20 protein-coding genes and 1 tRNA gene are annotated in these 23,960 nt (G+C 70.6%); 10 read left to right on the forward strand and 11 right to left on the reverse strand.

Features of this window, described 5'->3' with window-relative positions; translation table 11 throughout:
* Positions 1-218 precede the first annotated feature (218 nt).
* Positions 219-2,519, reverse strand: a complete 2,301-nt coding sequence (locus ACZ5AJ_RS00360; protein ID WP_464136139.1) for an HAD-IB family hydrolase — start codon at positions 2,517-2,519, stop codon at positions 219-221.
* Positions 2,520-2,666: 147 nt separating this feature from the next.
* Between ACZ5AJ_RS00360 and ACZ5AJ_RS00365 the strand changes: the two genes are divergently transcribed.
* The 7 genes from ACZ5AJ_RS00365 to ACZ5AJ_RS00395 all read left to right on the forward strand — a co-directional run bounded on the left by ACZ5AJ_RS00365 (position 2,667) and on the right by ACZ5AJ_RS00395 (position 10,332).
* Positions 2,667-3,443, forward strand: coding sequence for an SDR family NAD(P)-dependent oxidoreductase (locus tag ACZ5AJ_RS00365; protein WP_464136140.1), 777 nt, complete (start codon positions 2,667-2,669; stop codon positions 3,441-3,443).
* A 349-nt stretch (positions 3,444-3,792) separates the two neighbouring features.
* Positions 3,793-4,446, forward strand: coding sequence for a lysophospholipid acyltransferase family protein (locus tag ACZ5AJ_RS00370; RefSeq protein WP_464136141.1), 654 nt, complete (start codon positions 3,793-3,795; stop codon positions 4,444-4,446).
* Complete coding sequence (locus tag ACZ5AJ_RS00375) at positions 4,443-6,152, forward strand: FAD-binding oxidoreductase (protein WP_464136142.1); 1,710 nt, start codon at positions 4,443-4,445, stop codon at positions 6,150-6,152. The genes ACZ5AJ_RS00370 and ACZ5AJ_RS00375 overlap by 4 nt, the downstream gene beginning before the upstream one ends.
* Positions 6,153-6,161: 9 nt before the next feature.
* Positions 6,162-7,022 carry a histidine phosphatase family protein gene (locus ACZ5AJ_RS00380; RefSeq protein ID WP_464136143.1) on the forward strand — a complete coding sequence of 287 codons (861 nt, stop codon included), beginning with the start codon at positions 6,162-6,164 and terminating at the stop codon, positions 7,020-7,022.
* 4 nt (positions 7,023-7,026) lie between these two features.
* The gene (locus ACZ5AJ_RS00385) at positions 7,027-7,506 is read left to right on the forward strand and encodes a hypothetical protein (protein ID WP_464136144.1); all 480 of its coding nucleotides are present in this window, start codon (positions 7,027-7,029) and stop codon (positions 7,504-7,506) included.
* Positions 7,507-8,273: 767 nt separating this feature from the next.
* On the forward strand, positions 8,274-9,047 hold the full coding sequence (locus tag ACZ5AJ_RS00390; protein WP_464136145.1) for a ThuA domain-containing protein: 774 nt from the start codon (positions 8,274-8,276) through the stop codon (positions 9,045-9,047).
* Positions 9,037-10,332 carry a Gfo/Idh/MocA family protein gene (locus tag ACZ5AJ_RS00395; RefSeq protein WP_464136146.1) on the forward strand — a complete coding sequence of 432 codons (1,296 nt, stop codon included), beginning with the start codon at positions 9,037-9,039 and terminating at the stop codon, positions 10,330-10,332. Before ACZ5AJ_RS00390 ends, ACZ5AJ_RS00395 begins: the two co-directional genes overlap by 11 nt.
* Positions 10,333-10,488: 156 nt before the next feature.
* Here the strand turns inward: ACZ5AJ_RS00395 and ACZ5AJ_RS00400 are convergent, their stop codons facing one another.
* The 5 genes from ACZ5AJ_RS00400 to ACZ5AJ_RS00420 form a co-directional block, all read right to left on the reverse strand.
* On the reverse strand, positions 10,489-11,499 hold the full coding sequence (locus ACZ5AJ_RS00400; protein ID WP_464136147.1) for a sulfite exporter TauE/SafE family protein: 1,011 nt from the start codon (positions 11,497-11,499) through the stop codon (positions 10,489-10,491).
* A 213-nt stretch (positions 11,500-11,712) separates the two neighbouring features.
* On the reverse strand, positions 11,713-12,171 hold the full coding sequence (locus ACZ5AJ_RS00405) for an RrF2 family transcriptional regulator (protein ID WP_464136148.1): 459 nt from the start codon (positions 12,169-12,171) through the stop codon (positions 11,713-11,715).
* Between the two features lie 140 nt (positions 12,172-12,311).
* Positions 12,312-12,384: transfer RNA gene (locus ACZ5AJ_RS00410), tRNA-Arg, on the reverse strand.
* A 280-nt stretch (positions 12,385-12,664) separates the two neighbouring features.
* The gene (locus ACZ5AJ_RS00415; RefSeq protein ID WP_464136149.1) at positions 12,665-13,864 is read right to left on the reverse strand and encodes an LppM family (lipo)protein; all 1,200 of its coding nucleotides are present in this window, start codon (positions 13,862-13,864) and stop codon (positions 12,665-12,667) included.
* A gap of 115 nt (positions 13,865-13,979) precedes the next feature.
* On the reverse strand, positions 13,980-14,597 hold the full coding sequence (locus ACZ5AJ_RS00420) for a cell division protein CrgA (protein WP_464136150.1): 618 nt from the start codon (positions 14,595-14,597) through the stop codon (positions 13,980-13,982).
* A 203-nt stretch (positions 14,598-14,800) separates the two neighbouring features.
* On the opposite strand from ACZ5AJ_RS00420, the gene ACZ5AJ_RS00425 reads away from it, so the two are divergent.
* Genes ACZ5AJ_RS00425 through ACZ5AJ_RS00435 form a run of 3 tightly spaced genes read left to right on the forward strand, consistent with a single transcriptional unit; the run spans position 14,801 to position 16,465 of the window.
* Complete coding sequence (locus tag ACZ5AJ_RS00425; protein ID WP_464136151.1) at positions 14,801-15,550, forward strand: DUF881 domain-containing protein; 750 nt, start codon at positions 14,801-14,803, stop codon at positions 15,548-15,550.
* Entirely contained in the window at positions 15,550-16,293 is a 744-nt protein-coding gene (locus ACZ5AJ_RS00430; protein WP_464136152.1) for a class E sortase, read from the forward strand. The genes ACZ5AJ_RS00425 and ACZ5AJ_RS00430 overlap by 1 nt, the downstream gene beginning before the upstream one ends.
* A 4-nt stretch (positions 16,294-16,297) precedes the next feature.
* Entirely contained in the window at positions 16,298-16,465 is a 168-nt protein-coding gene (locus ACZ5AJ_RS00435) for a hypothetical protein (RefSeq protein ID WP_464136153.1), read from the forward strand.
* A gap of 107 nt (positions 16,466-16,572) precedes the next feature.
* On the opposite strand, the gene ACZ5AJ_RS00440 is transcribed toward ACZ5AJ_RS00435, so the two are convergent.
* From ACZ5AJ_RS00440 to ACZ5AJ_RS00460, 5 genes are read right to left on the reverse strand one after another with little or no spacing between them, the layout of a single operon-like run.
* Entirely contained in the window at positions 16,573-17,250 is a 678-nt protein-coding gene (locus ACZ5AJ_RS00440) for an aminodeoxychorismate/anthranilate synthase component II (protein WP_464136154.1), read from the reverse strand.
* A gap of 1 nt (position 17,251) precedes the next feature.
* A complete protein-coding gene (pknB, locus tag ACZ5AJ_RS00445) occupies positions 17,252-19,408 on the reverse strand; it encodes a Stk1 family PASTA domain-containing Ser/Thr kinase (RefSeq protein ID WP_464136155.1) in 2,157 nt (718 codons plus the stop codon).
* A complete protein-coding gene (locus ACZ5AJ_RS00450) occupies positions 19,405-21,057 on the reverse strand; it encodes a serine/threonine-protein kinase (protein WP_464136156.1) in 1,653 nt (550 codons plus the stop codon). Before ACZ5AJ_RS00450 ends, pknB begins: the two co-directional genes overlap by 4 nt.
* Positions 21,054-22,499, reverse strand: a complete 1,446-nt coding sequence (locus ACZ5AJ_RS00455) for a peptidoglycan D,D-transpeptidase FtsI family protein (protein WP_464136157.1) — start codon at positions 22,497-22,499, stop codon at positions 21,054-21,056. Before ACZ5AJ_RS00455 ends, ACZ5AJ_RS00450 begins: the two co-directional genes overlap by 4 nt.
* Entirely contained in the window at positions 22,496-23,959 is a 1,464-nt protein-coding gene (locus ACZ5AJ_RS00460; protein ID WP_464136158.1) for an FtsW/RodA/SpoVE family cell cycle protein, read from the reverse strand. The genes ACZ5AJ_RS00455 and ACZ5AJ_RS00460 overlap by 4 nt, the downstream gene beginning before the upstream one ends.
* Between the last annotated feature and the right edge of the window lies 1 nt (position 23,960).

Raw genomic sequence — 23,960 nt, forward strand, 5'->3', positions numbered from 1 at the left:
GAGAAAGGGACTCAGGCGTGACCTCAAGCCCTCAGAGGCGTTGAGGTCACGCATAGGTCCCCAAAGTTTGCAGCAACCCCCACTTCAGCCCAGGACGGACCCTTGCCGCAGCCCCAGCAGCCCTGCCGCAGCCCCTGCAGCCCTGCCGCAGCCCCTGCAGCCCTGCCGCAGCCCCAGCAGCCCTGCCGCAGCCTATGAGGCAGGGCGGGAGCTGCGGCTCACCACTCCAGGATCTGCCAGCGCTTCTTCTTGGCGACGGCGTAGAGGCCGAGGTCGGGGGAGATGGCGGTGGCATGGCCGACGAGCTCGAGCCAGGCGGCATCCGCGTGGGAGTCGCCGTAGCCGTAGGACTTCGAGAGGTCGGCGTCGTGCGAGGCGGCGTACTTGGCGAGCCAGTTCGCGCGGGCCTCGTCGACCAGAGGGGGAGTCGCGAGGTACCCCGAGAGGACGCCGTCGGCGCCGGCATCCATATGCGTCGCGACGACCTCGTCGAACAGGTCGGCGAGGGGCTCGACGAGCACGTCGAGGGCGCCGGTGACCAGGACGGTGCGGTGGCCGGCGGCGCGATGGCGCTCGATGACCTCGAGGGCCTCGGGACGGATGGAGGCGCGGATCCGTCGGCCCAGATCACCGTTCATGAGGTCACGCAGCTCGTCGGCCCGGAAGCCCTTGTACTTGCGGTTGACCAGGCGGATCAGCTCGGAGCGGTCGCGCTGATCGGCGCGCAGGTAGCCGGGGACGGAGGCCAGCAGTCCGCCGATCTCGCCGGGCCAGGTGCGGCGCGGCTTCGTGGCGCGGACGACGGCGAAGTACTGCTGGACGATATTGGTCGAGATGACCGTTCCGTCGAGGTCGAAGACGGCGAGGGCGCCGGGCTCGGCCTTGAGCGGGGCGGCGGGACGGTCGGCGCGGGACTTCAGGGCGGCCTTGCGGCGGGAGTACGCCTTGGTGAGGTCGGTGACGGCCGGGAGGTGCAGGTCGTGGAAGTAGGTGCGCCAGTCCAGATCCGTGACGTCGAAGTCGTGCGTCTCCAGGAAGTCTCCCGGCAGCTCCTTCCGCAGCGCGCGGGTGTTGGCATCGTCGAAGACCATCTCGGTCTTCGTGTACTGGCGGTACAGCTCGATGTACTTGCGCAGCGTGGTCATGCCGGAGGTGGCCTTGTGGAGGGAGGAGGTCCACTCGCGGGTCCGGCGGGTGGCGGGGAGGTAGCCCACCACGTTCTGGCCGACCTTGGCGGAGAGCTCCTTGATGCGGAAGCGCTGCTCGACCATCTCGACGGCCGGGAAGCTCCACTCGGGCACGACGATCTGGCGGCCCTTCTCGTCCTCCAGCGGGTGCTCGACGAAGTACTCGCGCACCGCGCTGACCATCTCGTGGAAGGGCAGCGGGTTGGAGGAGCCGGAGACGACCTGGAAGTAGGCGTCGTCGCCGCGGCGGGTGACGTCCTGGGTGGCGAGGGCGACGATCACGTTGACGACGAAGTCGACGGGGATGATGTCGAGGATGGAGTCGGCCAGCCCGGGGAACTCGGGCAGCATGCCGCGGCCGTAGGCCATGATCAGCGGGTCGGCGACCTTGTAGCCGTCGATCCAGCCGGGGTAGGGGCGGCGTAGGGCGGACTCGATGATGGAGGGGCGCACGAAGGAGACCCGATGGCCGGCGTCGGCCCACATCTCCTCGGCGACGCGCTCGGCCATCGCCTTGGTGAAGGTGTAGATGTCGGTCCAGCCGACGGACTGCGCGCGGGTGCGCCCGAAGTCGATGAGGCGCTCGTCGACCCAGCTGCGGCGGGCGTCCTCGGCGGCCGCGGCGACGGCCTTCGGACCCATGCGGCCGTCGCGCAGGCGGGCCGCGCGCATCTGGGAGCGGAGGGTCTCGGGCCGACGGGACTCGGCCTCGACCCGGGCGCGGGCGTCGAGCGCGGCCTGGTGCTCGGCGCGCCAGTCGACGTCGTGGACGAGCCTTCCCTCACGGCGCAGGCCCTTGGAGATGCCGCCCACGTAGGCGGTGGAGACATGGATGACGTGGGGGTCCTGCCCGGAGTCCAGCAGCGCCTGGTAGAGGTTGCGGGCACCGCCGACGTTGGTGCGGAAGGCCTCGTCGATCGGCGGGTCGAAGGACACCGAGGACGCCGAGTGGATGACCACGTCGAGCGGCCGGGTGATCGCCGGCATGTCGGTGAGATCGCCCTCGAGGACGTCGACGCGGGTGTCGAAAGCCTCCTTGATCCGGTCCCTGCCGCCCTCGCCGAGGGAATCGGCCCAGCTGGCGAAGACGGGCTTGCGCAGGAGCCCCTCGAGGCGCTTGCGACCGGTGACGGAGCCGCGGCGACGGACGACGGCGGTCACGTGCGTGTTCTCCGTCGTCTCGAGCAGGGAGCGCAGCACGGCCTGGCCGAGGAAGCCGGTGACGCCCGTCAGCAGGATCCTCCTCGGCGCGGACCCGGCGCTGCCGGTGCCGGTCGCTGCCGCCTCCGCGGCGTCGTCGGCGGGAGTGGAGGAGGACGGGGTGGTGGTCATGGAATCCCTCGGTAGACGGGAGCTGCGGTGGGGCCGGTGCGCAGGGCGGCGGAGTGCCGCCGGCCACATCGACGCGGCTGTCGTCGCAGGTATCGACGCAGGTCATGCGTGCGCTGGGCAAGGCGGAGCTAGTGTATCGTAGCCGCCATGCACAGGGCCCTGATCACTGGTGGCACCGCGGGCATCGGGGCCGCCTTCGCACGAGCGTTCGCCTCGCGCGGCATCGCAATCGTCCTCGTCGCACGAGACGAGGACCGCCTGGCGGCCACTGCCGAAGACCTCCGCACCGGCTATGGCGTCGAGGTCGAGACGATCGTCGCGGACCTCTCCGACCGCGCGGCGCAGCAGCGCGTCGCCGACCGGCTGGAGACGGCGGACGATCCGGTCGACGTCTTCATCAACAACGCCGGCTTCTCCGTGCGCTCGAGCCTGCTCGACGAGGACCTCTCGCAGCATGACCTCGGCTTCGAGGTGATGATCCGCGCGGTGCTCAAGCTGGGCGGGGCCGCCGGGCGCGGGATGGCGGCGCGCGGCCGGGGATGGATCGTCAACGTCAGCTCCGTCAGCGCACTGGTCACGCAGAACAACTACTCCGCCATCAAGGCATGGGTGGGCAACTACTCGGAGTCCCTGGGCGTGCAGCTCGCCGGAACGGGCGTGCAGGTCACGGCGCTCATGCCGGGCTGGGTGCGCACGGAGTTCCATTCGCGCGCCGGCATCAAGGGGTCCTCGATCCCGGGGGTGCTCTGGCTGGACGCGGACAAGCTCGTCGAGGAGTGCCTGCGCGATATGGCGCGGGGGCGCCCGGTCAGCATCCCGAGCCTGCGCTGGAAGATCATCGCGGCGGTCCTGCGCGCGACGCCCCGCGGGGTGGTGGCGAAGCTGAGCGCCGTCCTGAGCCACCGTCGGAGCAAGGAGCGCTGAAGCGATGTTCCCGAGCGACGATCAGAGCAGGAGCGACGCAGCGGGGGCTCCCAGGACTCCCTCCGGGTCCTCCTCCGGCGCCTCGGCCGGATCGGGTGAGTCGTCTCCCGGATCAGCTGAGTCCCCCGGATCAGCTGAGTCTCCCGGATCAGCTGAGTCCCCCGGATCAGCTGAGTCTCCCGGATCAGCTGAGTCGTCTCCTGCATCGTCATCGTCATCGTCCGAGCCCGGTCGCGATCCCTCCCGCCTGCTCGCCTCGCTGTCCGCCCGATCGCGCGGCGAGGGCTGGGAGGAGCTCGCCCCGGAGCTGAAGAAGTACCGCTCGCGGCGGCGCGCGGCGCTGCGCTTCGTGGTCCAGCGCGTGTTCTTCCGCGGGATCGTGCGCACGCAGCTGGCGGCGTCGTCGGAGGTCAACCGACGGGTCCGCACCGTGCGCGGGCCGTACGTGCTGGTCGCGAACCACACCAGTCATGTCGATGCGCCGATGCTCGCCCAGGGGCTGCCCTGGTCCCAGGCGCGCTACCTCTCGACGGGTGTCGCGGCGGACTACTTCTTCACCATCTGGTACCGGCGCCTGTTCGTGCGGCTCATGTTCAACGCCTTCCCGATCAGCCGAGGAGGGGACCGCAAGTACGCGGGCTTCTCGCGCCGCCTCCTGCGTGCCGGAGTGCCTATCCTGGTGTTCCCCGAGGGCACGAGGCAGACGACGGGACGCATCGGAGAGTTCAAGCCGGGCGCCGCGGCGCTCGCCATCGGTGTCGGAATCCCGGTCATCCCGGCCGCCATCGTCGGCGGCTACGAGGCCATGCCCAAGGGCCGCAGCTGGCCGAAGAAGGGTCGGCCGCCGGTCCGCGTCGTCTTCGGGGAGCCGATGCTGGCTCGCGAGGACGAGCCGGCGGTCGACTTCAGCGCCCGCATCCGCGAGCGCGTGCAGTCGCTGTACGACGAGCACCACGATGAGGTCCTGGGCGCCGGCCGCCCGGGAGAGGAGGAGTCCGCATGAGCTCGACGCCGACCGCCCGTGAGGTCAAGCGCCACAAGTGGTGGGGGTGGGGTCTGGACGACATCGCCTTCCGCTTCGACAACAAGCCCGCCTTCGCCCCCTTCGCGAAGAGCAAGATCGGCGTGGACCTCAACGAGGGCGGCCCGGTGGCCGAGCCGCAGCTGTCGGACCACGAGGTGCCGCCGAGCCGCCTGGATCCGGGCGTGCGAGCGCAGCTCGTGGAGGTCGTCGGCGAGGAGAACCTGCTGGACGACGACGAGTTCCGTCTGGTCCACTCCTTCGGCCGCTCGCTGCTGGACCTGTTCCGGGTCCGCACCGGCGACTTCGGCCGTCCGGTCGACGCCGTGGTCTACCCCGGCAGCGAGGACGAGGTCGCCGCGATCCTGCGGATCGTGCTGGACCAGGACCTGGTCCTGATCCCCTACGGCGGCGGCTCCTGCATCTCCGGCTCCGTCACCCCGGAGCGCGACGAGGAGCGCCAGGTGCTCACCATGAACCTGGGCCGTCTGCGCAGCGTCATCGAGATCGACGACACCGCGGGCCTCGCCCGCGTCCAGGCCGGCGTCTACGGCCCCGACCTCGAGGACCAGCTGCAGGCCGAGGGCTGGACGATGGGCCATTTCCCGGACTCGTTCACCTACTCCACCCTCGGCGGCTGGGCGGCGACCCGCTCGTCGGGCATGCAGTCGGACAAGTACGGCGACATCGAGGACATCGTGCGGGGCATGCGCGTCGTCCATCCCGACGGCGTCGTCGTCACCAAGGCGATCCCGGGACGCGACTCCGGACCGTCGGTCCACGAGATGCTGCTGGGCAGCGAGGGCCGGCTCGGGATCATCACCGAGGTCACCGTGCAGGTGCATCGCGTGGCCCCGGTGCGCCAGGTCATCGCCTACATGTACCCCGACTGGGAGCACGGCATCCGCGGCATGCACGCGATCGCCCGCTCCACAGACGTCACCCCCACCTTCACGCGCCTGTCCGACGGTCCCGAGACAGCCTTCAGCCTCGCCATGGTCAAGGAGCCCACCTCGACCAAGGGGAAGGTCGCCGCGAAGGTCCAGGACGGCCTGTTCTCCTACCTGCGCTCCAAGGGCTGGGACACCTCCGACGAGATGAGCATCTCGTACGTCTGCTTCGAGGGGTCCAAGGACTCCGTCGAGCAGCAGAAGGCGATCGTGAAGAAGATCGTCAAGGCAAACGGCGGCATCACCCTCGGTGCGGGCCCCGGCGCGATCTACGACCAGAAGAAGTTCGATACCCCGTACCTGCGCGACTTCCTGCTGAACCATCGGGTCTTCGGGGACGTCTGCGACACCGGCGCGACCTGGTCCAAGATCAACGAGGTGCACTCGCGGGTGTACGACGCGTTCTTCGCGGCGCAGGAGAGGCTGGGCCTGCAGGGCTTCATGTTCTGCCACATGTCGCACAGCTACCACTCGGGTGCGTGCCTCTACTTCACCTTCGCCTTCCAGTACACGAGTGAGGAGAAGGCCCTCGAGGAGTACCTCAACGCGAAGCAGGCGGTGCAGCAGGCCTTCGTCGACCTCGGGTCGACGGTCTCGCACCACCACGCTGTCGGCACCGAGCACCAGCCCTGGATCGTCGAGGACATCGGCGAGGTCGGCGTGCGCATGGTCAAGGGCCTCTTCGCCGACAACGATCCGGGGCGCAACCTGAACCCCGGCAAGGTCGTCGGCGTCTGAGCCGGTCCGGTGGCTGCACAGGAAGGCGCTCCTGCGACCGAGGAGCGGACAGTCCCCGAGGCTGAGCCCCCGGTCAGCGGCGTCCTGGTGCTGCGGCACGGGGAGTCGACGGCGAACGTCGACGGGCTGATCGTCTCCGTGCCCGGTCCGCGCGCCCTGGAGGAGGTCGGGCTCACCGGGCGCGGGCGCGAGCAGGCCCGCGCTGCCGGTGAGCGCGCCCGACGGCTCGGACTGGGGCCGGGCACCGTCGTGATCACGAGCGACTTCGCCCGTGCCCGCGAGACCGCTCAGGAGTTCGCGCGGATCCTCGGCGCGCCCGAGCCCAGGATCGATGCGCGTCTGCGCGAACGCTGCTTCGGCGCGCACGACGAAGGTCCGGCCACCGCCTACGACGACGTGTGGGAGGCCGACGCCGAGCGCCGGCACCCCGGCGACGGCGTCGAACCCGTCCTCGAGGTGGCCCGCCGTGTCGACGAGGTGCTCCGCGAGGCCCGCGACGACCTCGAGTCCCGTGCGGCTCGCGAGGACGGTGCGGGTCGCGAGGACGGTGCGGGTCGCGAGGACGGTGCGGGTCGCGAGGACGGTGCGGGTCGCGAGGATCTGGCCGGGACGTCAGGGGCCGCCTCGATCGTCCTCGTCGCCCACGGGGACGTCCTGCAGATCGCGCTCGCCATCGGGGAGGGGCGCGATCCGCATGAGCACCGCTCCGTGCCGCATCTGGGCAACGCCGAGCTGCGCCCCGTCGGTCCCGGGACGCTGGCTCCGGCCGCCCGTTCGACCCCGGCCCGTTCGACCCCGGCCCGTTCGACCCCGGCCCGTTCGACCCCGGCCAGTTCGACCCCGGCCAGTTCGACCTCGGCCCGGCCATGACGCCATGACGCACGGCGCCCCCGGTCATGCCGCCGCACCGCAGGAGGCCGTGCTCGTCGTCGGCGCGGAGCCGGCGATCGTGCGCAACCGGGTGACAGCCTGCCTGCACGCCGCAGGGTGGCTGATCACGTCCGACGACAGCGCCCGGTCCGACAGCGCCCGGTCCGACGGCGCCGCTGACCAGCCTGAGAGCTCCCTGACGCTGCGGGCCGAGCGCGGGAGCCTGCGACGCACCGTCCTGCTCGGGGCGCTCGCGGGCCGGAGCTTCCATCTGACCTCGACGATCACCATGCGCAGGCTGCGCGGTGGAGGTGCGGTCGGACGATCGGGCACCGAGCTCGTCTACCGCTGGGGCCCGAACGCCGGCCTCATCCTCGGGGGAGTCCTCGGGCGCGGACGGGCAGTGCGCGAGCACGAGCAGGCGGTCGCGCTCATCGAGCAGCGCCTGACAGCAGAAGGTCTCAGCGTCCTGCGGCGCAGCTGACCCGCTCGTCCGCGTCGCCGACGGTCCCGACTGCATCGCCCACCCGACTGCATCGCCCGCCCGACTGCATCGCCCACCCGTCCGCTTCGCCCACCGGCCGCACCGTCGGCCGGGCCCGCGAGCAGGGCCATTCGTCGAGCAGTGTCCGTCTACCGCCGTTCAGAAGGCGGTCAAGCGGCGGTAGACGGACACTGCCCCACCACGATGACGGCATCCGGGTCCGAGCAGACACCGGAAAGGGGAAGAGGTTCCCTCGCCATTGAAGGAACCTCTGGACGACCATAGACCACTCCTCGTGAGAATCCGGTCACACGATGGTCACGTTTCTTGCAAGAAGGGACCTTCGGTGGAGAGCGCTCGCCGCCGAGCGGGCGGAACGGCTCCCACTGATCTGCGACCGGCCTGCGGCGGGGCTGTCACGCGTCCTCTTTCATCGGCCCGTGCACGCCCATCGTCCTGACCTCGAGCCTCGATCGGGCGCAGCGGGCGATCGATGCGAATCTGCAAGAGCGAGGGATGCCGCGCGGAGATGGCCCGGTGGATGGACGGGCACGGCTCCGCGGGAGCATCTCAGCGGCGGGCGAGCCGTTCTTGCAGTGACCGGGCCAGTATCGGGGAGCGTTCCGGGAGCGTTCACGGATTGGCGGGGCGAAGGTGCTTCCGGCGCTCGTCGGACGCTTCTACGATGGTCCGACCGCGGCGCGGACGGAGCTCGAGAGCCCTGATGCCGCGTCGGTATGAACCCCTCACGAGCGAAGGTCTGCACCATGGCACTGCGCATCGCCGTCTTCGGCGAGAACCGGCACGAGAAGGTCGATCCCACCGTCCAGGAGGTGTATCCCGAAGGCATGCACACCGTCATCGCGGAGGGGCTGCGTGCCACCCTCGCGGCCGACGGCGTCGACGCCGAGGTCAGGATCGCCCTCCTCGACGACATCGAGGAGTCCCTCTCCGAGGAGGCTCTCGCCGAGACCGATGTGCTGACCTGGTGGGGGCACATGGCTCACGGGGACGTGCCCGACGAGGTCGCCGAGCGCGTCGTGCGTCGCGTCCACGAGGGCATGGGTCTGATCCCGCTGCATTCGGCGCACTACTCCAAGCCCTTCCGTCTGCTCATGGGCACCACCTGCAACCTGCTGTGGCGGAACGAGGGCGAGGAGGAGCGGGTGTGGACCGTGAACGGCTCCCATCCGATCACCCGCGGGGTCCCGCATCCGATCATCATCCCCGCACAGGAGATGTACGGGGAGATGTTCGACATCCCCGCGCCCGACGAGCTCGTCTTCGTCTCGTCGTTCGCGGGCGGCGAGGTGTTCCGCTCGGGCTGCGTCTTCCGTCGCGGCAAGGGGAAGGTCTTCTACTTCTCCCCGGGGGACCAGGAGTATCCCGTCTACCGCCAGGCCGAGATCCAGCGGGTGCTGGCCAACGCGGTCGTCTGGGCGCGGCCCGAGGAGCGTCCGGCCGCCCCGGTGAAGATCGCCAACGCCCAGCGCAACTGGTTCCGTCCCGAGAATCCGGAGGCGGCCGAGCGTGTCATCTGATCTCAGCAGCACTCACGTCGATCGCAACCCCGACGTCGATCGCAACCCCGACGTGGATCGCAGCCCGGAGGTCGGTCCTCGCAGCGGCTCCGCCGTCGGCCGACGTGCGGTCGCTCCGCTGCCCGCGGACCGGCCTGCTCGCGCAGTCGTCGTCGGAGCGGGCGGCATGGGCAGCTGGTGGGCCCGCGAGATCGTCGCGAGCGGGGTGGCAGAGCTGGTGGGCGTCGCCGACCTCGTGGAGGGAGCTCCCGAGCGGGTCATCGAGCAGTCCGGTGCTGCGGATCCGTCGGCGATCGGTGTCGGCGCCGACGGCGTCGACCTCGCCCTCGAGGTCGGGGCCGACATCATCGTGAACCCCACGGTGCCTGTCGCCCATCATCCGGTGACCGTGAAGGCCCTGCATGCCGGGATCCCCGTGCTGGGGGAGAAGCCCGTCACGGAGACGCTGCCGGAGGCGATCAGCCTGCTGGCGCATGCCGAGATCACCGGCACCCCGTTCATGGTGTCCCAGTCCCGCCGGTTCTTCCGGCAGGTGCGCCGTCTGCGGTCCTTCGTCGCCGGACATGGGCCGACGGTCCTGACGTCGGCGTTCTTCTCGCTGTTCGAGGAGCACGACGGATACCGCCGCACCCAGCTGCACCCTCTGCTGCGCGACATGGGCATCCATGCCTTCGACGCCGCACGGTTCATCACGGGGGCCGACCCGGTGGCGGTCACCGCTCGCGGCGCCCGCCCCGAGTGGAGCGTCTACACGCATGACGCCTCGGTCAGTGCGACCTTCGAGATGTCCGACGGCTCGCTGTTCGTCTACAACGGCACCTGGAACGCCCGTGGTCTGCCGACCTACTGGAACAGTGACTGGCGCATCGGCGCCCAGCACGGGACCGCCATATGGGACGGCATGGGGGCACCGGTGCTCGGCACGGCCGACGAGTCGGAGACCGAGCGTCTGATGGCGGAGGTCGCCGCCGAGGAGGCCGACGCCGCCGCTGCGGCCGCCGCAGGAGATCCCGAGCCCGACCAGATCGCAGCCTCGCTCGTCGAGTTCGTGTCCGCTCTGCGGGAGGGCCGGACCCCGCTGTGCGAGATCCACGAGAACCTGCTCAGCTTCGCGATGGTCGAGGCGGCGGTCGCCTCCGTCGACCGCGGGGAGCGCGTGGAGGTCGATGAGCTCCTCGAGCTGGCGCGTGCGGAGGCCATCCAGGCCGAGACCGATCCTGAGGCGCGTGAGCGGATGGTGGCCTGGCCCTCTGTCCGCGATGCTCTGACCGCTCGGACGCTCTGACCATTCGGACGTTCTGACCGCTCGAGCCTGAGGCGCCCTCAGCACGCAGAAGGCCGATCCCGGGACAGGCGCCCGGGATCGGCCTTCTGCGTCAGCGCCCGGACCCAGCGTCGTGGAACGGAGCCCGGACCCAGCGTCGTGGACCGGAGCGTCGGATCAGCGCTCTGCGGCGAGCACGCGCTCGTCGGAAGCGGTGGAGCCGGTGGATGCGTCCGCCCCCTCGTCGGCCCGAGCCGCCCCGTCCGTTCCGTCCGTGCTGTCGGCGGCATCCGCGGCGGCTTCGGCCTCGAGGGCCTCATCGCGGACCGCACGACGGTGCGCACGCACCGAATAGGTGACGGCGGCGGCCCACAGGACGGCGATGATGCCGAGGACCACCGGCTTGAGGCCGTCGATCTCCGGGACGACATCACTGCCCAGCAGGGTGTTGACGTTGGTGAGGATGATGATTCCGCCGACCAGCGAGCCGAGCACGCGAGCGGGGAACAGCCGCACCAGGTAGGCCGCGATCGGGGCGGCGATCAGACCGCCGATCAGGAGCGCGACGACGAGGGCGATGTCGATGCCCGCGGTGCCGAGGCCCAGCAGGAAGCCGAGCGAGGCGGCGACCGAGACGACGAACTCGCTGGTGTCGATGGAGCCGACGACCTTCCGCGGCGCGATGCGGCCGCTCGCGAGCAGGGCGGGGGTGCCGACGGGGCCCCAGCCGCCGCCGCCGGTGGCGTCCATGAAGCCGGCGACGAGGCCCAGCGGGGTCAGGAAGCGCCGACGCAGCGGCTGGCCGAGGCGGCTGCGGTCGATGCCCTTGAAGGTGAAGCGCAGGATCACGTAGAGGCCCAGCGTCAGGAGGATCCCGGACATGAGCGGCTTGGCGACCTCGGTGGAGATCGAGGCCAGGAACGTCGCGCCGGCGAAGGAGCCGATCGCTCCCGGGATCGCGATCCGTCGCACCACCTTCCAGTCCACGTTCCCGAACCGCCAGTGGGAGGCGCCCGAGGCCAGCGTGGTGCCGATCTCTGCCAGGTGCACGGTGGCCGACGCCGCCGCGGGGTTCGTGCCGACGGCGAGCAGCAGCGTCGTCGACGTGACCCCGTAGGCCATGCCGAGACTGCCGTCCACGAGCTGGGCTGCGAGGCCCACCAGGGCGAGCAGGACGAGTCGTCTCATCGGTCATGTCCTTCCGGAAGGTCGTGGACTCTCCACAGGAAGACTGTTTATCCGACCGGCTTGGTCGGAATCAAGGGGGCAGACGCATGCCGTCACAATCTTTGCTTGGACATGCCATAAGGCTGACGACGGGGCGGTCGTGGAGACAGGGCGGTCGTGACGACGGGGCGGGCCCGGTGCAGGGACGGGGACGCAGCGGAGGCGCCCCGCGGGTCAGCGGTTGTGCCAGACCTCGTCGTCCTGGGTGATCTCGGCGATGTGCGCGGGCAGCGAGTGCGTCGCGATGTCCGCGAGGGTGACCTCCTCGAGCACGGAGCGGACGTTCGCGCGCAGCGCCACCCAGACGTCGGGCAGGTCGGAGGCGGGGCCGTGGTACTCGAGGTGCGAGGGCCGTTCCCCGCGGACGTAGACCAGGGGGCCCTCGATCGCCCGGATGACGTCGGCGACGGTGATCTCGTCGGCCGGTCGGCCCAGGAGGTAGCCGCCGCGGGCGCCGCGCCGGCTGATGACCAGACCCTGGCGACGCAGGTCCCCGAGGATGCCCTCGAGGAAGCGGGAGGGGATGTCCTGCTCGGTGGCGAGGGTCTCGGTGGACAGCGTCTCGCCCTCGGCCGCGGCGGCGAGCTGCACGGCGGCGCGCACGGCGTAGTCGGCCTTGGCGGAGATCCTCATGTCGCTCTGTCCTTCCTGGGAGGGCCGCCGTCGGCCCCGTCGCGGGCGTCGGCCCGTCCGCGTGTCGACCAGAATCCTGCCGGAGCGGGCCATAAGACTGAAGCCCCGGCCAGAATCTCTTCTGGCCGGGGCTTCCTCTGTGCGCCCGGAGGGATTCGAACCCCCAACCTTCTGATCCGTAGTCAGATGCTCTATCCGTTAAGCTACGGGCGCTTGTCGGCTCTCGCTGACCTGATCAACTATATGTGGAACGCGAGGTCAGCGCCAATCGAGAGGCGGTGACCCTGCCCACATGCCATCCGCCGCCCGGTGTGGAAGCCCCCGGGCCGCAGGCCGTGCCTGCGTGTGGAGCGCTGAGACGAGAAGAGCGGTGGCGAGCCCTATGCCGTCTGCATCGGTGGCGAGACCTGTGCCATGACGAGGCCCGAGCGCGATCCTCTGCGGATCGACGCTCGGGCCTCGCGCCGGCGGGGTCAGGGGAGCGCCCCCGAGCTCACCAGCCCTGGTTCTGCGACCCTGGGGGCTGGGATCCCGGGTTCTGCGGATCCTGGTTCCATGCGTCCTGACCGGCCTGGTCGTACTGGGCGTTCGGGTCCTGCTGCGGGGCCGGAGGCTGGCTCCATGGCTGCTGGCCCTGCTGCTGATCGGGGTGGCTCCATGGCTGCTGCTGCGGAGGCGCGGGCTGCTGGGGAGCCTGCGGGGCGTGGGCGGGCGGGCCCCACTGCGGCGCCGACGGCTGACCCGGCTGGGCCGGAGGCGACGGCTGCACCGGCGCGGCGGGAGAGGACGGCTGCGCTCCCCACTGCGGAGCTGCGGGAGCGGCGGGGCCGGGTGACGGAGCCGGGGAGCCGTAGGGCGATCCCGCCGCCCCGACCGCGCCGAAGGAGGCGCTCGCTCCAGGACCACCGGGATCACCGGGGGCACCGGGCGCGGGCGGGACTCCGGGAGCCCCCGGTGCACCGGGAGCTCCGGGCGTCCCCGAGGGTCCGAAACCGCTGGTGGGCGTGTTCTTCGCGCGACGGGCGCGGAGCACGAAGAAGATCACGGCCGCGATCACGAGGAGCGCGAGGAGGATCAGCACCACCGCCACGATCACCACGATCAGCCACGGGAAGCCGCCGCCCGCCTCGGCCGTGATGTCGACGCCGTTGTTGAGGAGGTCAGCAGGGTCGTCGTAGGTGACCGTGCTGCCGTCGATGGTGCCGCCGGCCGAGGTCAGGATCTCGCCCGGGAACGTGAAGGAGATGCGGAACTCGTAGTCGCCCAGGTATTCGAGGCTCTCGAGGTCCTCTTCGCTGTAGCCGAAGCTGCTGCCCGTGTCCATCACGAGGTGGTACTCGCCGCCGTCCTCGGACAGCTGGAGATCGCTGCCGAAGTCTGCGCGCTCGATGACGCCGGAGATGCGGCAGCCCCAGATGCCGTCCTCTTCATAGGACTCGACATCTGCGCTGCCCCACGCCCCGGGATCCTCCTCGGCCAGCATCTCGTCGCAGAGATCCTGGGCCGATGCGTAGGTCCCTCCCATCATGGACAGATAGGTCTCGTCGATGCCGATGTCCATGGCCACGGAGATCTCGTCGACGCTCGTGATCTCGAAGTCGGCGGTGAGGCGGCCGCAGCCGGCCAGCAGCAGGACGAACGGCAGCAGCAGCGCGGCTGCGAACCGTCGTCGGCGAGACGAGAAGGTGTCCATGAGGGCCCCCGGGAGATCGGTCGTGAGCCGATGCCAGGGATGGCCATCGACGCCCATCACCCTACCTGGGAACAGTCTGAATCGGGATGGGGAGCACTCCCCATCCCCGGGTCGCCTACTTCCAGAACATGAGCATGCCGCCGCCGGCGAGCATGATGCCGAAGCCGACAGCGAGGTTCCAGTCGTCGATGGGCAGCGGAAGGGTGCCGGCCGACAAGTAGTAGGCGACCAGATACAGCAGGCCCACGATCAGCAGCACGACAGCCGTCGGTGCCAGCCACGCCGGGTTCGGAGCCACGGCGGCGGCACGGCGGCGACCCGTGCGGGCGCTCTCGGCGGCCGCGGTGCGCTTCGGCGATGCCTTCTTGGTCGCGTCCTTCGCCTTCTCCGCGACCTCGTCATCGAGCTGGCGGGCCTTCTTCGTCGGCTCGCCCGCAGACCGCTTCTCCTGGGCGCCCTTCCTCCCCCGAGCGCCCTTCTTCGCGTCCGAGTCCTTCTTCCCCCCTGCACCCTTCGACGTCGAGGAGTCGTCCTCGGTCGTCTCCGCGCCCTTCTCCGACCGATCGTCGGATCCGTCGGAGTTGTCGGAGGCGGAGCTCTCGTCCGCTCCGTCCTCCGCATCCGCGCCGTCGACCGCGTCGGCGGTGAGGTCCTCGAGGTCCTCCGATGCGGGGGCGGCGGCCTTCGCCGACGACCCGGCCGCTGCGGACCGCTTCCTCTTGCTCCTCGCCATGTGACGGTGCTCCTCGACGCAGGGACGCCCGGCGATGCCGTGCGGGTCCGCGAACACGGACCGTGGCCTAGGGTAATGGCCGTGACCTGAGCGTGCGAGCAGACGCCCGCAGCCATGTTCCGCACCGGGCTCGACACCCGACCGGACCAGCAGGATGTCCGTCGGCCCGATGCCGATCCACGAGGAGGAGGGGAGCAGGAGGCATGGACGAGGAGGACGAGAGCCAGCCGACCGAGCCGACGCGTCCGCAGCGCCGTCCTGCGGGCGCCATCGGCGTCGGCCTGGTGATGATCCTGTGCGGCGTGCTGTTCGTGACCACCGCCCGCCTCGCGGGCGGTGACTCCCTGCGCAACGACTCCGGCGACGTCGCCGCAGCGCTCCAGGATCGCGCCGACACCATCGACGAGCTCGAGCAGGAGGCCGCGCAGAAGCGTGCCGAGATCGACCAGCTCACCGCAGAAGGCTCCGACGACGCCACCGACGAGAGGCTCGGGATCGTCTCCGACATGGTCGGCCTCACCGAGGCCACCGGCCCGGCCCTCCGGATCACCCTCACCGACGCGCCCACCAGCGCCCTCGGCTCCAAGGACGGCATCGAGCCCGACGACCTCGTCGTCCACCAGCAGGACATGGAGACCTACATCAACGCCCTCTGGGCCGGGGGCGCGGAGGCGATGATGCTGCAGGACCAGCGGGTCGTCAACGGCAGCGCCTTCCGCTGCGCCGGCAACACCCTCCTGCTCGAGGGGCGCGTCTACTCCCCGCCGTTCACGATCACCGCGATCGGCCCGACGGATGAGATGATGGCCGCGCTCGATCAGGCTCCCGGCGTGCAGGTCTACCGCGAATGGGTCGACTACGTCGGCCTCGGGGAGAAGATCGAGACCCTGGACGAGACGACCCTCCCCGCTTTCGAGGGCTCCCTCACGATCGACATCGCGAAAGCAGGATGATGGCCGCCCGACGAGGACACCGCGCTGTTCCCCGCCGCACCTTCCTCGCCTCCGCCGTGGGCGTGCTCGGAGAAGTGCTGCTGACGCTCGGGGCGCTGCTGCTCCTGTTCGTCGCATGGCAGCTGTGGTGGACCGACGTCGTCGCCGACCGCGAGCACGCAGGCATCCTCGATGCGCTCGACGACGAATGGGGCACCGTCGACGGGCAGACCATCGCCGAGCCCCAGGACGGCGAGCCCCCGGTCCCCGAGATCGGGGCCGAGGGGATGGTCTGGGGAACCATCCACGTGCCGGCCTTCGACCGTGTGCGCTCGCCGATCGCCGAAGGCGTCGACCTCGAGACCGTCCTCAACGTCAAGGGCGTCGGCCACTACCCGGAGACCGCTCTGCCCGGGCAGGTGGGCAACTTCGCCGTCGCCGGCCACCGCAACACCTACGGCCGTCCGTTCGAGGACATCGCCCGTCTCGAGGCCGGTGACCCTATCGTCGTCGAGACCGCCGACGTCTTCTACGTCTACGAGGTCACCTCGACCGTGGTCGTCGACCCGTCGGAGGTCGACGTCATCGCGCCGGATCCCGACGACCCCGATGCCGAGCCGACGCGCCGCATGATGACTCTGACGGCCTGCCACCCCATGTACTCCGCGCGCGAGCGCTACATCGTCCACGCGGAGCTCTCCTACTGGACCCTGCGCGAGGACGGCATCCCCGAGGCCCTCGCCGACATCGACGAGGGAGCCTGAGCCGATGTACGCCTGGATGTTCCGCCACCTGCCCGGCCCCATCTGGCTGCGCGTCATCATCGCCATCCTGCTGGTCGTGGCGATCATCGTCGTGCTCTTCCAATGGGTCTTCCCCTGGATCGCTCCCTACATGCCCTTCAACGACGGCCTGATCGGCTCCTCGCCCGGCTGATCAACTCGGTGACGGCCTGCTGAGGATCCGGCTGCTGCGAGTCCGGCTGCTGAGGGCAGGCCGCTGCGAGTCCGGCTTCGCGGATCCGGCCGCGGGGGATGCGCAGTTCAGGAGGGCGCGAGAAGCGGAGCGAGGCCCCGGGACCGCTCGACGGCGTCGACGCCGTCGCACAGCTCCAGGAAGCGCGCGAGCATCAGGTGCCCGGACTCCGTGAGCACCGACTCGGGGTGGAACTGCACGCCGTGGAGGGGCAGCGTGCGATGCGCGAGGCCCATGATAACGCCGTCGGCCGTCCAGGCGGTGACCTCGAGCTCATCGGGCACGGTCTCCGGCACGACGGTCAGGGAGTGGTACCTGGTCGCGGTGACGGGGCTGGGGACTCCCGCGAAGACGCTCGCCCCGTCGTGGGAGAGGACGCTCGTGCGCCCGTGCATGAGCTGAGGCGCGTGGGCGACGGTCGCGCCGAAGCGCTCGCCGAGGGCCTGATGGCCGAGGCACACCCCGAGCATCGGGATCTCCTGCTCGGCGCAGCGGCCGATGACGTCCAGCGAACGACCGGCGGTCTGCGGGTTCCCGGGCCCGGGGGAGACCAGGACGCCGTCATAGCCGGTGAGGTCGACGGCGCCGTCGGCGGTCTCCAGGACCTCGTCGTTGCGCACGACGGTGCAGTCCGCGCCCATCTGCTGCAGATAGCCGACGATGGTGAAGACGAAGCTGTCGTAGTTGTCGATCACCAGGATCCGCGCGGTCGGAGCAGGGGGATGCGTTCCCGTCGTCCCGGTCATGTCACTGCCCTCCCTGGTCGTCGCCGGAGGCGTCGTCGCCCTGATCGTCGCCGTCGTCCGTGGAGTCGTCGGTCTTGGTGGGCGTCGTGGAGGGGGTCTCGCTGGGCTCCTCCGTCGTGGTGGTCGGGTCCTCCGTCGGAGTCGTCGTCGGGTCCTCCGTCGGGGTGTCCGGGCCGGTGGACACGATGATCGTGATCGTCGAGCCGGGCTCGACCTCGTCGTTGGCGGCGGGATCGGTGCGGATCACGAACCCCTCGTCGACCGAGTCGGAGGCCTCGAACTCGACCGTGGTGCCGAAGCCCTCGCCCTGCAGGACGCCTTCGGCATCCTCGCGGCTGCGTCCGGTCACGTTGGGCACCGTGACGGTGCCCTCCGCCGCGACGGACAGGGTGACCGTCGAGCCGATGTCGATGCGGCTGTCCGCGGCGCGGTCCTGGCTGACGACGGTCCCGGGGGACTCGTCGGAGGTCGTGGTGGTGGTCGTGTCGACCTCGAAGCCGAGACCCTCGAGCGTCGCGGTCGCGGTGTCGACGTCCTGGCCCTCGACGTTCGGGACCGTGTACATCCCGGAGGCGACGGTCACGCTGATGGTGTCACCGCGCTCCGCCGCGGTGCCCGCGCGCGGATCAGTGCTGATGACGATGCCCTCGGCGGTGTCCGCCTGATCCTCCTCGGCGTCGACGCTCATCGACAGATCGAACTCCGAGAGGGCCGCCTCGGCATCCTCCCGGGACTTCCCGACGACATCGGGGACGTCGACCGGCTCCGGTCCGGCCGAGACGGTCACCACGACGGTCCGGCCGACGGTGATCTCGGTGCCGGCATCGGGGTCCGAGCTGATCACGTAGCCGGCCTCGACGTCCTCGGACTGCTCCTGCTCGTACTCGCCGACCAGACCGGCGTCGTCCAGCGCGGACTCCGCCTGCTCCTGGGAGAGCCCGGCGAGGGTGGGCACCGAGGTCGTCTCCGGGCCCCGCCAGTCGAACGGGTCCAGCCACCACAGCAGCGCCGCGGCGACGGCCAGGACGGCGAGCGTCACCAGGACGAACAGCCAGATCGGCTTCCTGTGCTCCTCCTCGGCCGCCTCCGCCTCCTGCGGGGAGCGGGGGGAGACGCCGCCCGCGGCGGAGGACGGGGATGCGGCTCCCGGCATCGCCTGCGTGCCTGCGGCCGCGCCGAGCGCCTGGGTCTGCGCGGTCATCACCGGGAGAGCCTCGGTGGTGTCGCCGGCGGCGCCCAGCAGGGTCGTCGCCTCGGCGTCGGAGCCCACGGGGACCTCGCCGTCGACCAGCCGCGGCTCGCGACCGGCGACCGCGAGGGCGATGTCGCGGGAGAAGGCGACGGCGCTCGGGTAGCGCTTCTCGCGGTCCTTCGCGAGCCCCGTGAGGATCACGGCGTCCAGCGCCGGCGTGATCGCCGGGTTGTAGGCCGACGGAGCCACGGGCTCCTCACGCACATGCTGGTAGGCGATCGAGACGGGGGTGTCGCCGGTGAACGGCGGGCGCCCCGTGAGCAGCTCGTACATCACGCAGGCGGCGGAGTAGATGTCGGAGCGGGCGTCGACCAGCTGGCCGCGGGCCTGCTCGGGGGAGAGGTACTGGGCGGTACCCATGACGGCCTGCGTGGCGGTCATGGCGCTCGCGGCGTCGGCCACCGCGCGTGCGATGCCGAAGTCCATGACCTTGACCTGGCCGGCGTCGTTGATCATGACGTTGCCGGGCTTGATGTCGCGGTGCACGATGCCGGAGCGATGCGAGTACTCGAGCGCGCTCAGCAGGGCGGCCATGATCTCCCCGGCGCGCTGGGCGGGCATCGGATCCTCGGGATCGATGTGCTCGCGCAGAGTGGTGCCGTGGACGTACTCCATGACGATGTACGGGATGGTCATCTCGGCGCCGGTGGGCGAGACGGTCCGTTCCTCGCCGGTGTCGTAGACGGCGACGATCGAAGGATGGTTCAGCGCGGCGGCGCTCTGCGCCTCGCGGCGGAAGCGCTCCTGGAAGTTGTCGTCACGGGCGAGATCGGAGCGCAGCACCTTCACCGCGACCGTGCGGTGCAGACGCTTGTCCTGCGCGAGGTACACCTCGGCCATGCCGCCGTGCCCGAGGATCCGCCCCAGGGTGTAGCGGCCCCCCAGGACCAGGTTCTCTTCGCTCACTCCACACCGTTCCTCGTGCCGCGGCCATCCAGGACCGTTCCGACCATCGTAGTTGCTGACGCGCTGTCGCCCGAGCCCGCGTGACCGATGTCCATGGCGCGGGCGAGATCCGTCGCCCCCGATGCCGACAGGGGGAGCCAGCCCATCGCCCCGGCGACCGCCGCGAGGATGGCGATCACCACGATGATCAGCAGGATCAGCCCGGGAAGGGTGAACGGTCCGAGGACCGTCCTGCCGGTCGAGGTGCCGCGCACGGTGCGCGTCGAGTTCTGGGTGTCCACACCGTCCAGGGACGGGGCTACACCGGCCGAGCGCGGGGAGGCGGGAGCCTCCGAGGCCGACGACGCCGACAGGGCCGAGGACAGCGACAGCGGCGATGCGTCGGCCGGGCCGTGTCCGGCGGGTCGTGACGTCCGGTGGGACGACGGCGGCTCCGAGGCCGACGACGCCGACAGCGCGGATCCCGCCGACAGGGCGGATGCACCGGAAGCAGCGGATGCTGCTGACGTCGCCGAGCGTGCCGAGCCGGCGCTCGGTCCCGAGCGGTGGCGGATGCCCCGTCGGCCCGAGAGCGGCAGGGGCATCGCGGCCGTGCGGGTGCCCGTCGGCGAATGTCCGGGGCGCGAGGGCGCACCGGACGCACCCGACGCCGATGCGCCCGGGCCGATCGCACCCGGATCTGCCGCACCCGGATCTGCCGCACCGCCGTCGGACCCGGACCCGGTCTCGGAGCCGCTGCGCGGACGGACCCGGTTCTCGCCGGTCCAGTCGTGGTCCTCGACACGGCTGACGGGGATCGCCCCGGTCGTGAAGCGGGGCTCCACGCCGCGCTGGATCGCCTCGAGGATCCGGGCGACCGCCGCCGCTGAGCGGGGTCGGTTCGCCGGCGCCTTCGCCAGGGCCATCATCACGAGCTGGCGAAGGTCAGGATTGATGGACTCGGGCAGAGCCGGGGGCTGCTGCTTGACCTGCGCCATCGCGATCTCCACCTGGGAGGAGCCGGTGAAGGGGCGATGCCCCACCAGCATCTCGTAGGCGACGATCCCCAGGGCGTAGATGTCCGACAGCGAGGTGGCCTGCTTGCCCATCGCCTGCTCGGGGGAGAGGTACTGGGCAGTGCCCATGACCAGGCCGGTCTTGGTCAGGCGCGCCTGGTCGCTGCTGCGGGCGATGCCGAAGTCCGTGATCTTCATGGACCAGTCGTCGGACTCATCGACCAGCACGTTCTCGGGCTTCACATCACGATGCACCACGCCCTTGGAGTGGGCGGCGTCGAGCGCCCGCGCGAGATCGATCAGCACCGAGACGACACGGCGCTCGGGGATGCCGCCGGGGTTCTCCTCGATGATGTCCGACAGCGGCCTGCCCGGGCACAGCTCCATCACGATGAAGGCGCGTCCGTCGAGCTCGCCGTAGTCGTACAGCGCGGCGATCGCGTCGTGAGAGAGGGCGGCGGTGTGGCGCGCCTCGGCGCGGAAGCGCTTGAGGAAGCCCTCGTCGAAGGCGTACTCCTCGCGCAGCACCTTCACGGCCACATCGCGCTCGAGCTCGCGGTCCCGACCTCTCCACACCTGTCCCATGCCGCCGGTGGCGATCAGGGAGGTCAGCTCATAGCGTCCTTCGAGCACCAGCCCGGGTTCGGTCCTCACTGGCTGACCACCGCCTCCATCACGTCCTGGGCGACGGGCGCCGCCGCCGTCGACCCGTATCCGCCTTCCTCGATCACCACGGCCACCGCCACCTTCTTCGCGTCCGTCTGCGCATATCCGACGAACCACGAATGCGCGGTGCGCCCCTCGCCCCATTCGGCGGTGCCCGTCTTGCCGCCGACCTCGACGTCGTCGATCTGCGCCGCCGTCCCGGTGCCGTCCTCGACCACCCCGACCATCATCTGGCGCATGAGGGCGGCGTTGGAGGCGCTGAGCGGCTGGCCGAGCTCCGTGGGCGTCAGCTCCGAGACGACCGACAGGTCGCTCGTGCGCACCGACTGCACCAGCTGCGGCTGCATGACGACACCGTCGTTCGCCATCGCGCCGGCGACCATCGCCATCTGCAGCGGCGTCACACGGGTCTCGTACTGACCGATCGACGTGGTCGCGAGCTGCGCGTCGTCGAGGTCCTGACCGATCGTCGAGGGCGTCACGGACAGCGGGATCGACATGCTCTGCCCGAAGCCGAACTCCTCGGCGGTGCTCTCCAGGGCGTCCTCGCCGAGGGCGATGCCGAGCTGCGCGAAGGAGGTGTTGCACGACTGCCGGAGGGCGTCGGCGAGCGTGGACTCGTCGTCCTCGCCGCAGGCGGTCGTGCTCCCGCCGGAGAAGTTGTTCATCACCGAGCTCGAGTTCGGCAGCGTGAAGGTGCCGGGCCCGGGGATCATGGTGTCGGGCGTGTAGTCGCCGGACTCGAGAGCCGCGGAGGCCACCACCAGCTTGAAGGCGGATCCCGGCGGATACAGGTCGCCAGCGATCGCACGGTTGGTCAGGGGCCGCTCCGCGTCGTCGTTCAGCGACGCCCAGGCCTCGGAGACGGACGACGTGTCGTGCGAGGCGAGGTCGTTGGGGTCGAAGCTCGGCGAGGACACCAGCGCGAGGATCGCCCCGGTCTCGGGGTCGAGCGCGACGACGGCGCCGCGCCGACCGTCGAGGGCGTCCCAGGCGGCCTCCTGCGCGGCGGAGTCGATGGTCAGGTCGACCCTGGCGCCCTGGCCCTGGCGACCCGAGAGGATGTCCGAGATGCGCTGGTAGAACAGCGCATCGGCATCGCCGGAGAGCGTGTCGTTCATCGAGCGCTCGAGGCCCGAGAAGCCGTAGACCACCGAGTAGTATCCCGTGATCGAGGCGTACATCTCGCCCGGATCGTAGGAGCGCTGGTAGCCGTAGGTGTCGTCCGTGCGGGTCGAGGACGCGATCGCCTTGCCGTCCACCACGATCGAGCCGCGGTGCCGGCCCCATTCGTTGTAGATCGTGCGGACGTTGCGTCCGTCGGCGTTCAGGCGCTCCTGCGCGACCACCTGGAAGTAGGTGGTCGAGGTGAACAGCAGGATGAACAGGACGCTCACCACGAGCCAGATGTGGCGCAGGGGCTTGTTCATGCGGGCACCTCCTCGGCACGGCCCGGGCCCGAGGGCGACCCCGGGCCGGAGGGAGTTCCGGGTCCGACGGACGCTCCGCCGGATCCCGGCCCGGCGGGACCGGCTCCGCGCGCGCTGCCGGCGATCTGCCGGGCCGCCGGCCGACGGGCGGCATCGGACAGACGCACGAGGATCCCCGCGATGATCCAGTTGCACACCAGCGAGCTGCCTCCCGCGGCCATGAAGGGCAGAGTCAGACCCGTCAGCGGGATCACACGGGTCACGCCTCCGACGACGACGAACACCTGCAGGGCGACCACGAAGCCGAGACCCGCCGCGAGCAGGGTGCCGAAGCCGTCGGAGATCCCCACGGCCGCGCGCACGGCGCGCTCGACGAGCAGGAGGTACAGCAGCAGCACCGCGAAGGCGCCCACCAGACCGAGCTCCTCGGCGAGGGAGGAGTAGATGAAGTCGGAGTCGGCGAAGGGGACCACGTCGGGTCGCCCCGAGCCGAGCCCTGCGCCCGTGATCCCGCCGTTGGCCAGGCCGTACAGCCCGGCGTTGATCTGCCCGCAGCGGTCGAAGTTCGCGCTCGCCAGCGGATCCAGCCAGCAGGTGATGCGGGTCTGGACGTGCGAGAGCTGGGTGGCGGCGAACACCGCAGGCGGCACGAACATGATCGCGCCGATGATCAGCCAGCTCAGACGGTCCGTCGCGACATACAGCATCGCGACGAACAGGCCGAAGAACAGCAGCGAGGTGCCCAGGTCGGTCTGGAACACCAGCACCGCCATCGCGAAGCCCCAGGCCACCAGGATCGGACCGAAGTCCGACCAGCGGGGGAGCTGGATGCCCAGCACCTTCGGGCCCGCCAGCGCGAGGGTGTCGCGGCGCGATACCAGATAGCCGGCGAAGAAGATCGCGAACGCGATCTTGGCGAGCTCCGCGGGCTGGAACGAGTAGCCGGCGACCGAGATCCAGATCCGCGAGCCGTAGCGGGCGGAACCGAGCCCAGGCACCAGCGGCATCAGCAGCAGCACCGCACCGCACACGGCGAAGATCCATGTGTAGCGCCGCAGCCAGCGGTGATCGCGGAGGAGGATCAGCACCGCCAGGCACAGGATCACGCCGATCACCGCCCACAGCTGCTGGCGGTCGGCGGTGCCCCCGCCGCGGCCCCAGTAGCGCACGTTGGCGGCATCGACGCTCGAGATCACCGCGATGCCCAGCAGGTTCAGGAGGACCACCGTCGGCAGGATGACCGGGTCCGCATACGGGGCCCGCCACATGACCGCGATCTGCAGAGCGAGGGCGAGCACGGCCGCACCGACGCCGAAGGTCATCAGGTCCGCGGGCAGCTCATCGCTCCGCCCGAGCCCCACCAGGGCGTAGGCGGTCACGCCGATCACCACCGCAAACGCCAGCAGCAGGGCCTGGGTCAGGCGCCGCGGGCGAGCGGTGTAGGAGACGATCGTGGCCACG

This window comes from Brachybacterium zhongshanense, assembly GCF_055385755.1.

Excerpts from the sequence above, each read along its gene's own strand:
- ACZ5AJ_RS00400 (WP_464136147.1), bottom strand. The coding sequence starts at position 11,499 with ATGAGACGACTCGTCCTGCTCGCCCTGGTGGGCCTCGCAGCCCAGCTC.
- ACZ5AJ_RS00430 (WP_464136152.1), top strand. The coding sequence starts at position 15,550 with ATGGCCGCCCGACGAGGACACCGCGCTGTTCCCCGCCGCACCTTCCTC.
- ACZ5AJ_RS00440 (WP_464136154.1), bottom strand. The coding sequence starts at position 17,250 with ATGACCGGGACGACGGGAACGCATCCCCCTGCTCCGACCGCGCGGATC.
- ACZ5AJ_RS00420 (WP_464136150.1), bottom strand. The coding sequence starts at position 14,597 with ATGGCGAGGAGCAAGAGGAAGCGGTCCGCAGCGGCCGGGTCGTCGGCG.
- ACZ5AJ_RS00435 (WP_464136153.1), top strand. The coding sequence starts at position 16,298 with ATGTACGCCTGGATGTTCCGCCACCTGCCCGGCCCCATCTGGCTGCGC.
- ACZ5AJ_RS00405 (WP_464136148.1), bottom strand. The coding sequence starts at position 12,171 with ATGAGGATCTCCGCCAAGGCCGACTACGCCGTGCGCGCCGCCGTGCAG.
- ACZ5AJ_RS00425 (WP_464136151.1), top strand. The coding sequence starts at position 14,801 with ATGGACGAGGAGGACGAGAGCCAGCCGACCGAGCCGACGCGTCCGCAG.
- ACZ5AJ_RS00385 (WP_464136144.1), top strand. The coding sequence starts at position 7,027 with ATGACGCACGGCGCCCCCGGTCATGCCGCCGCACCGCAGGAGGCCGTG.
- ACZ5AJ_RS00415 (WP_464136149.1), bottom strand. The coding sequence starts at position 13,864 with ATGGACACCTTCTCGTCTCGCCGACGACGGTTCGCAGCCGCGCTGCTG.
- ACZ5AJ_RS00375 (WP_464136142.1), top strand. The coding sequence starts at position 4,443 with ATGAGCTCGACGCCGACCGCCCGTGAGGTCAAGCGCCACAAGTGGTGG.
- ACZ5AJ_RS00390 (WP_464136145.1), top strand. The coding sequence starts at position 8,274 with ATGGCACTGCGCATCGCCGTCTTCGGCGAGAACCGGCACGAGAAGGTC.
- ACZ5AJ_RS00360 (WP_464136139.1), bottom strand. The coding sequence starts at position 2,519 with ATGACCACCACCCCGTCCTCCTCCACTCCCGCCGACGACGCCGCGGAG.
- ACZ5AJ_RS00455 (WP_464136157.1), bottom strand. The coding sequence starts at position 22,499 with ATGAACAAGCCCCTGCGCCACATCTGGCTCGTGGTGAGCGTCCTGTTC.
- ACZ5AJ_RS00365 (WP_464136140.1), top strand. The coding sequence starts at position 2,667 with ATGCACAGGGCCCTGATCACTGGTGGCACCGCGGGCATCGGGGCCGCC.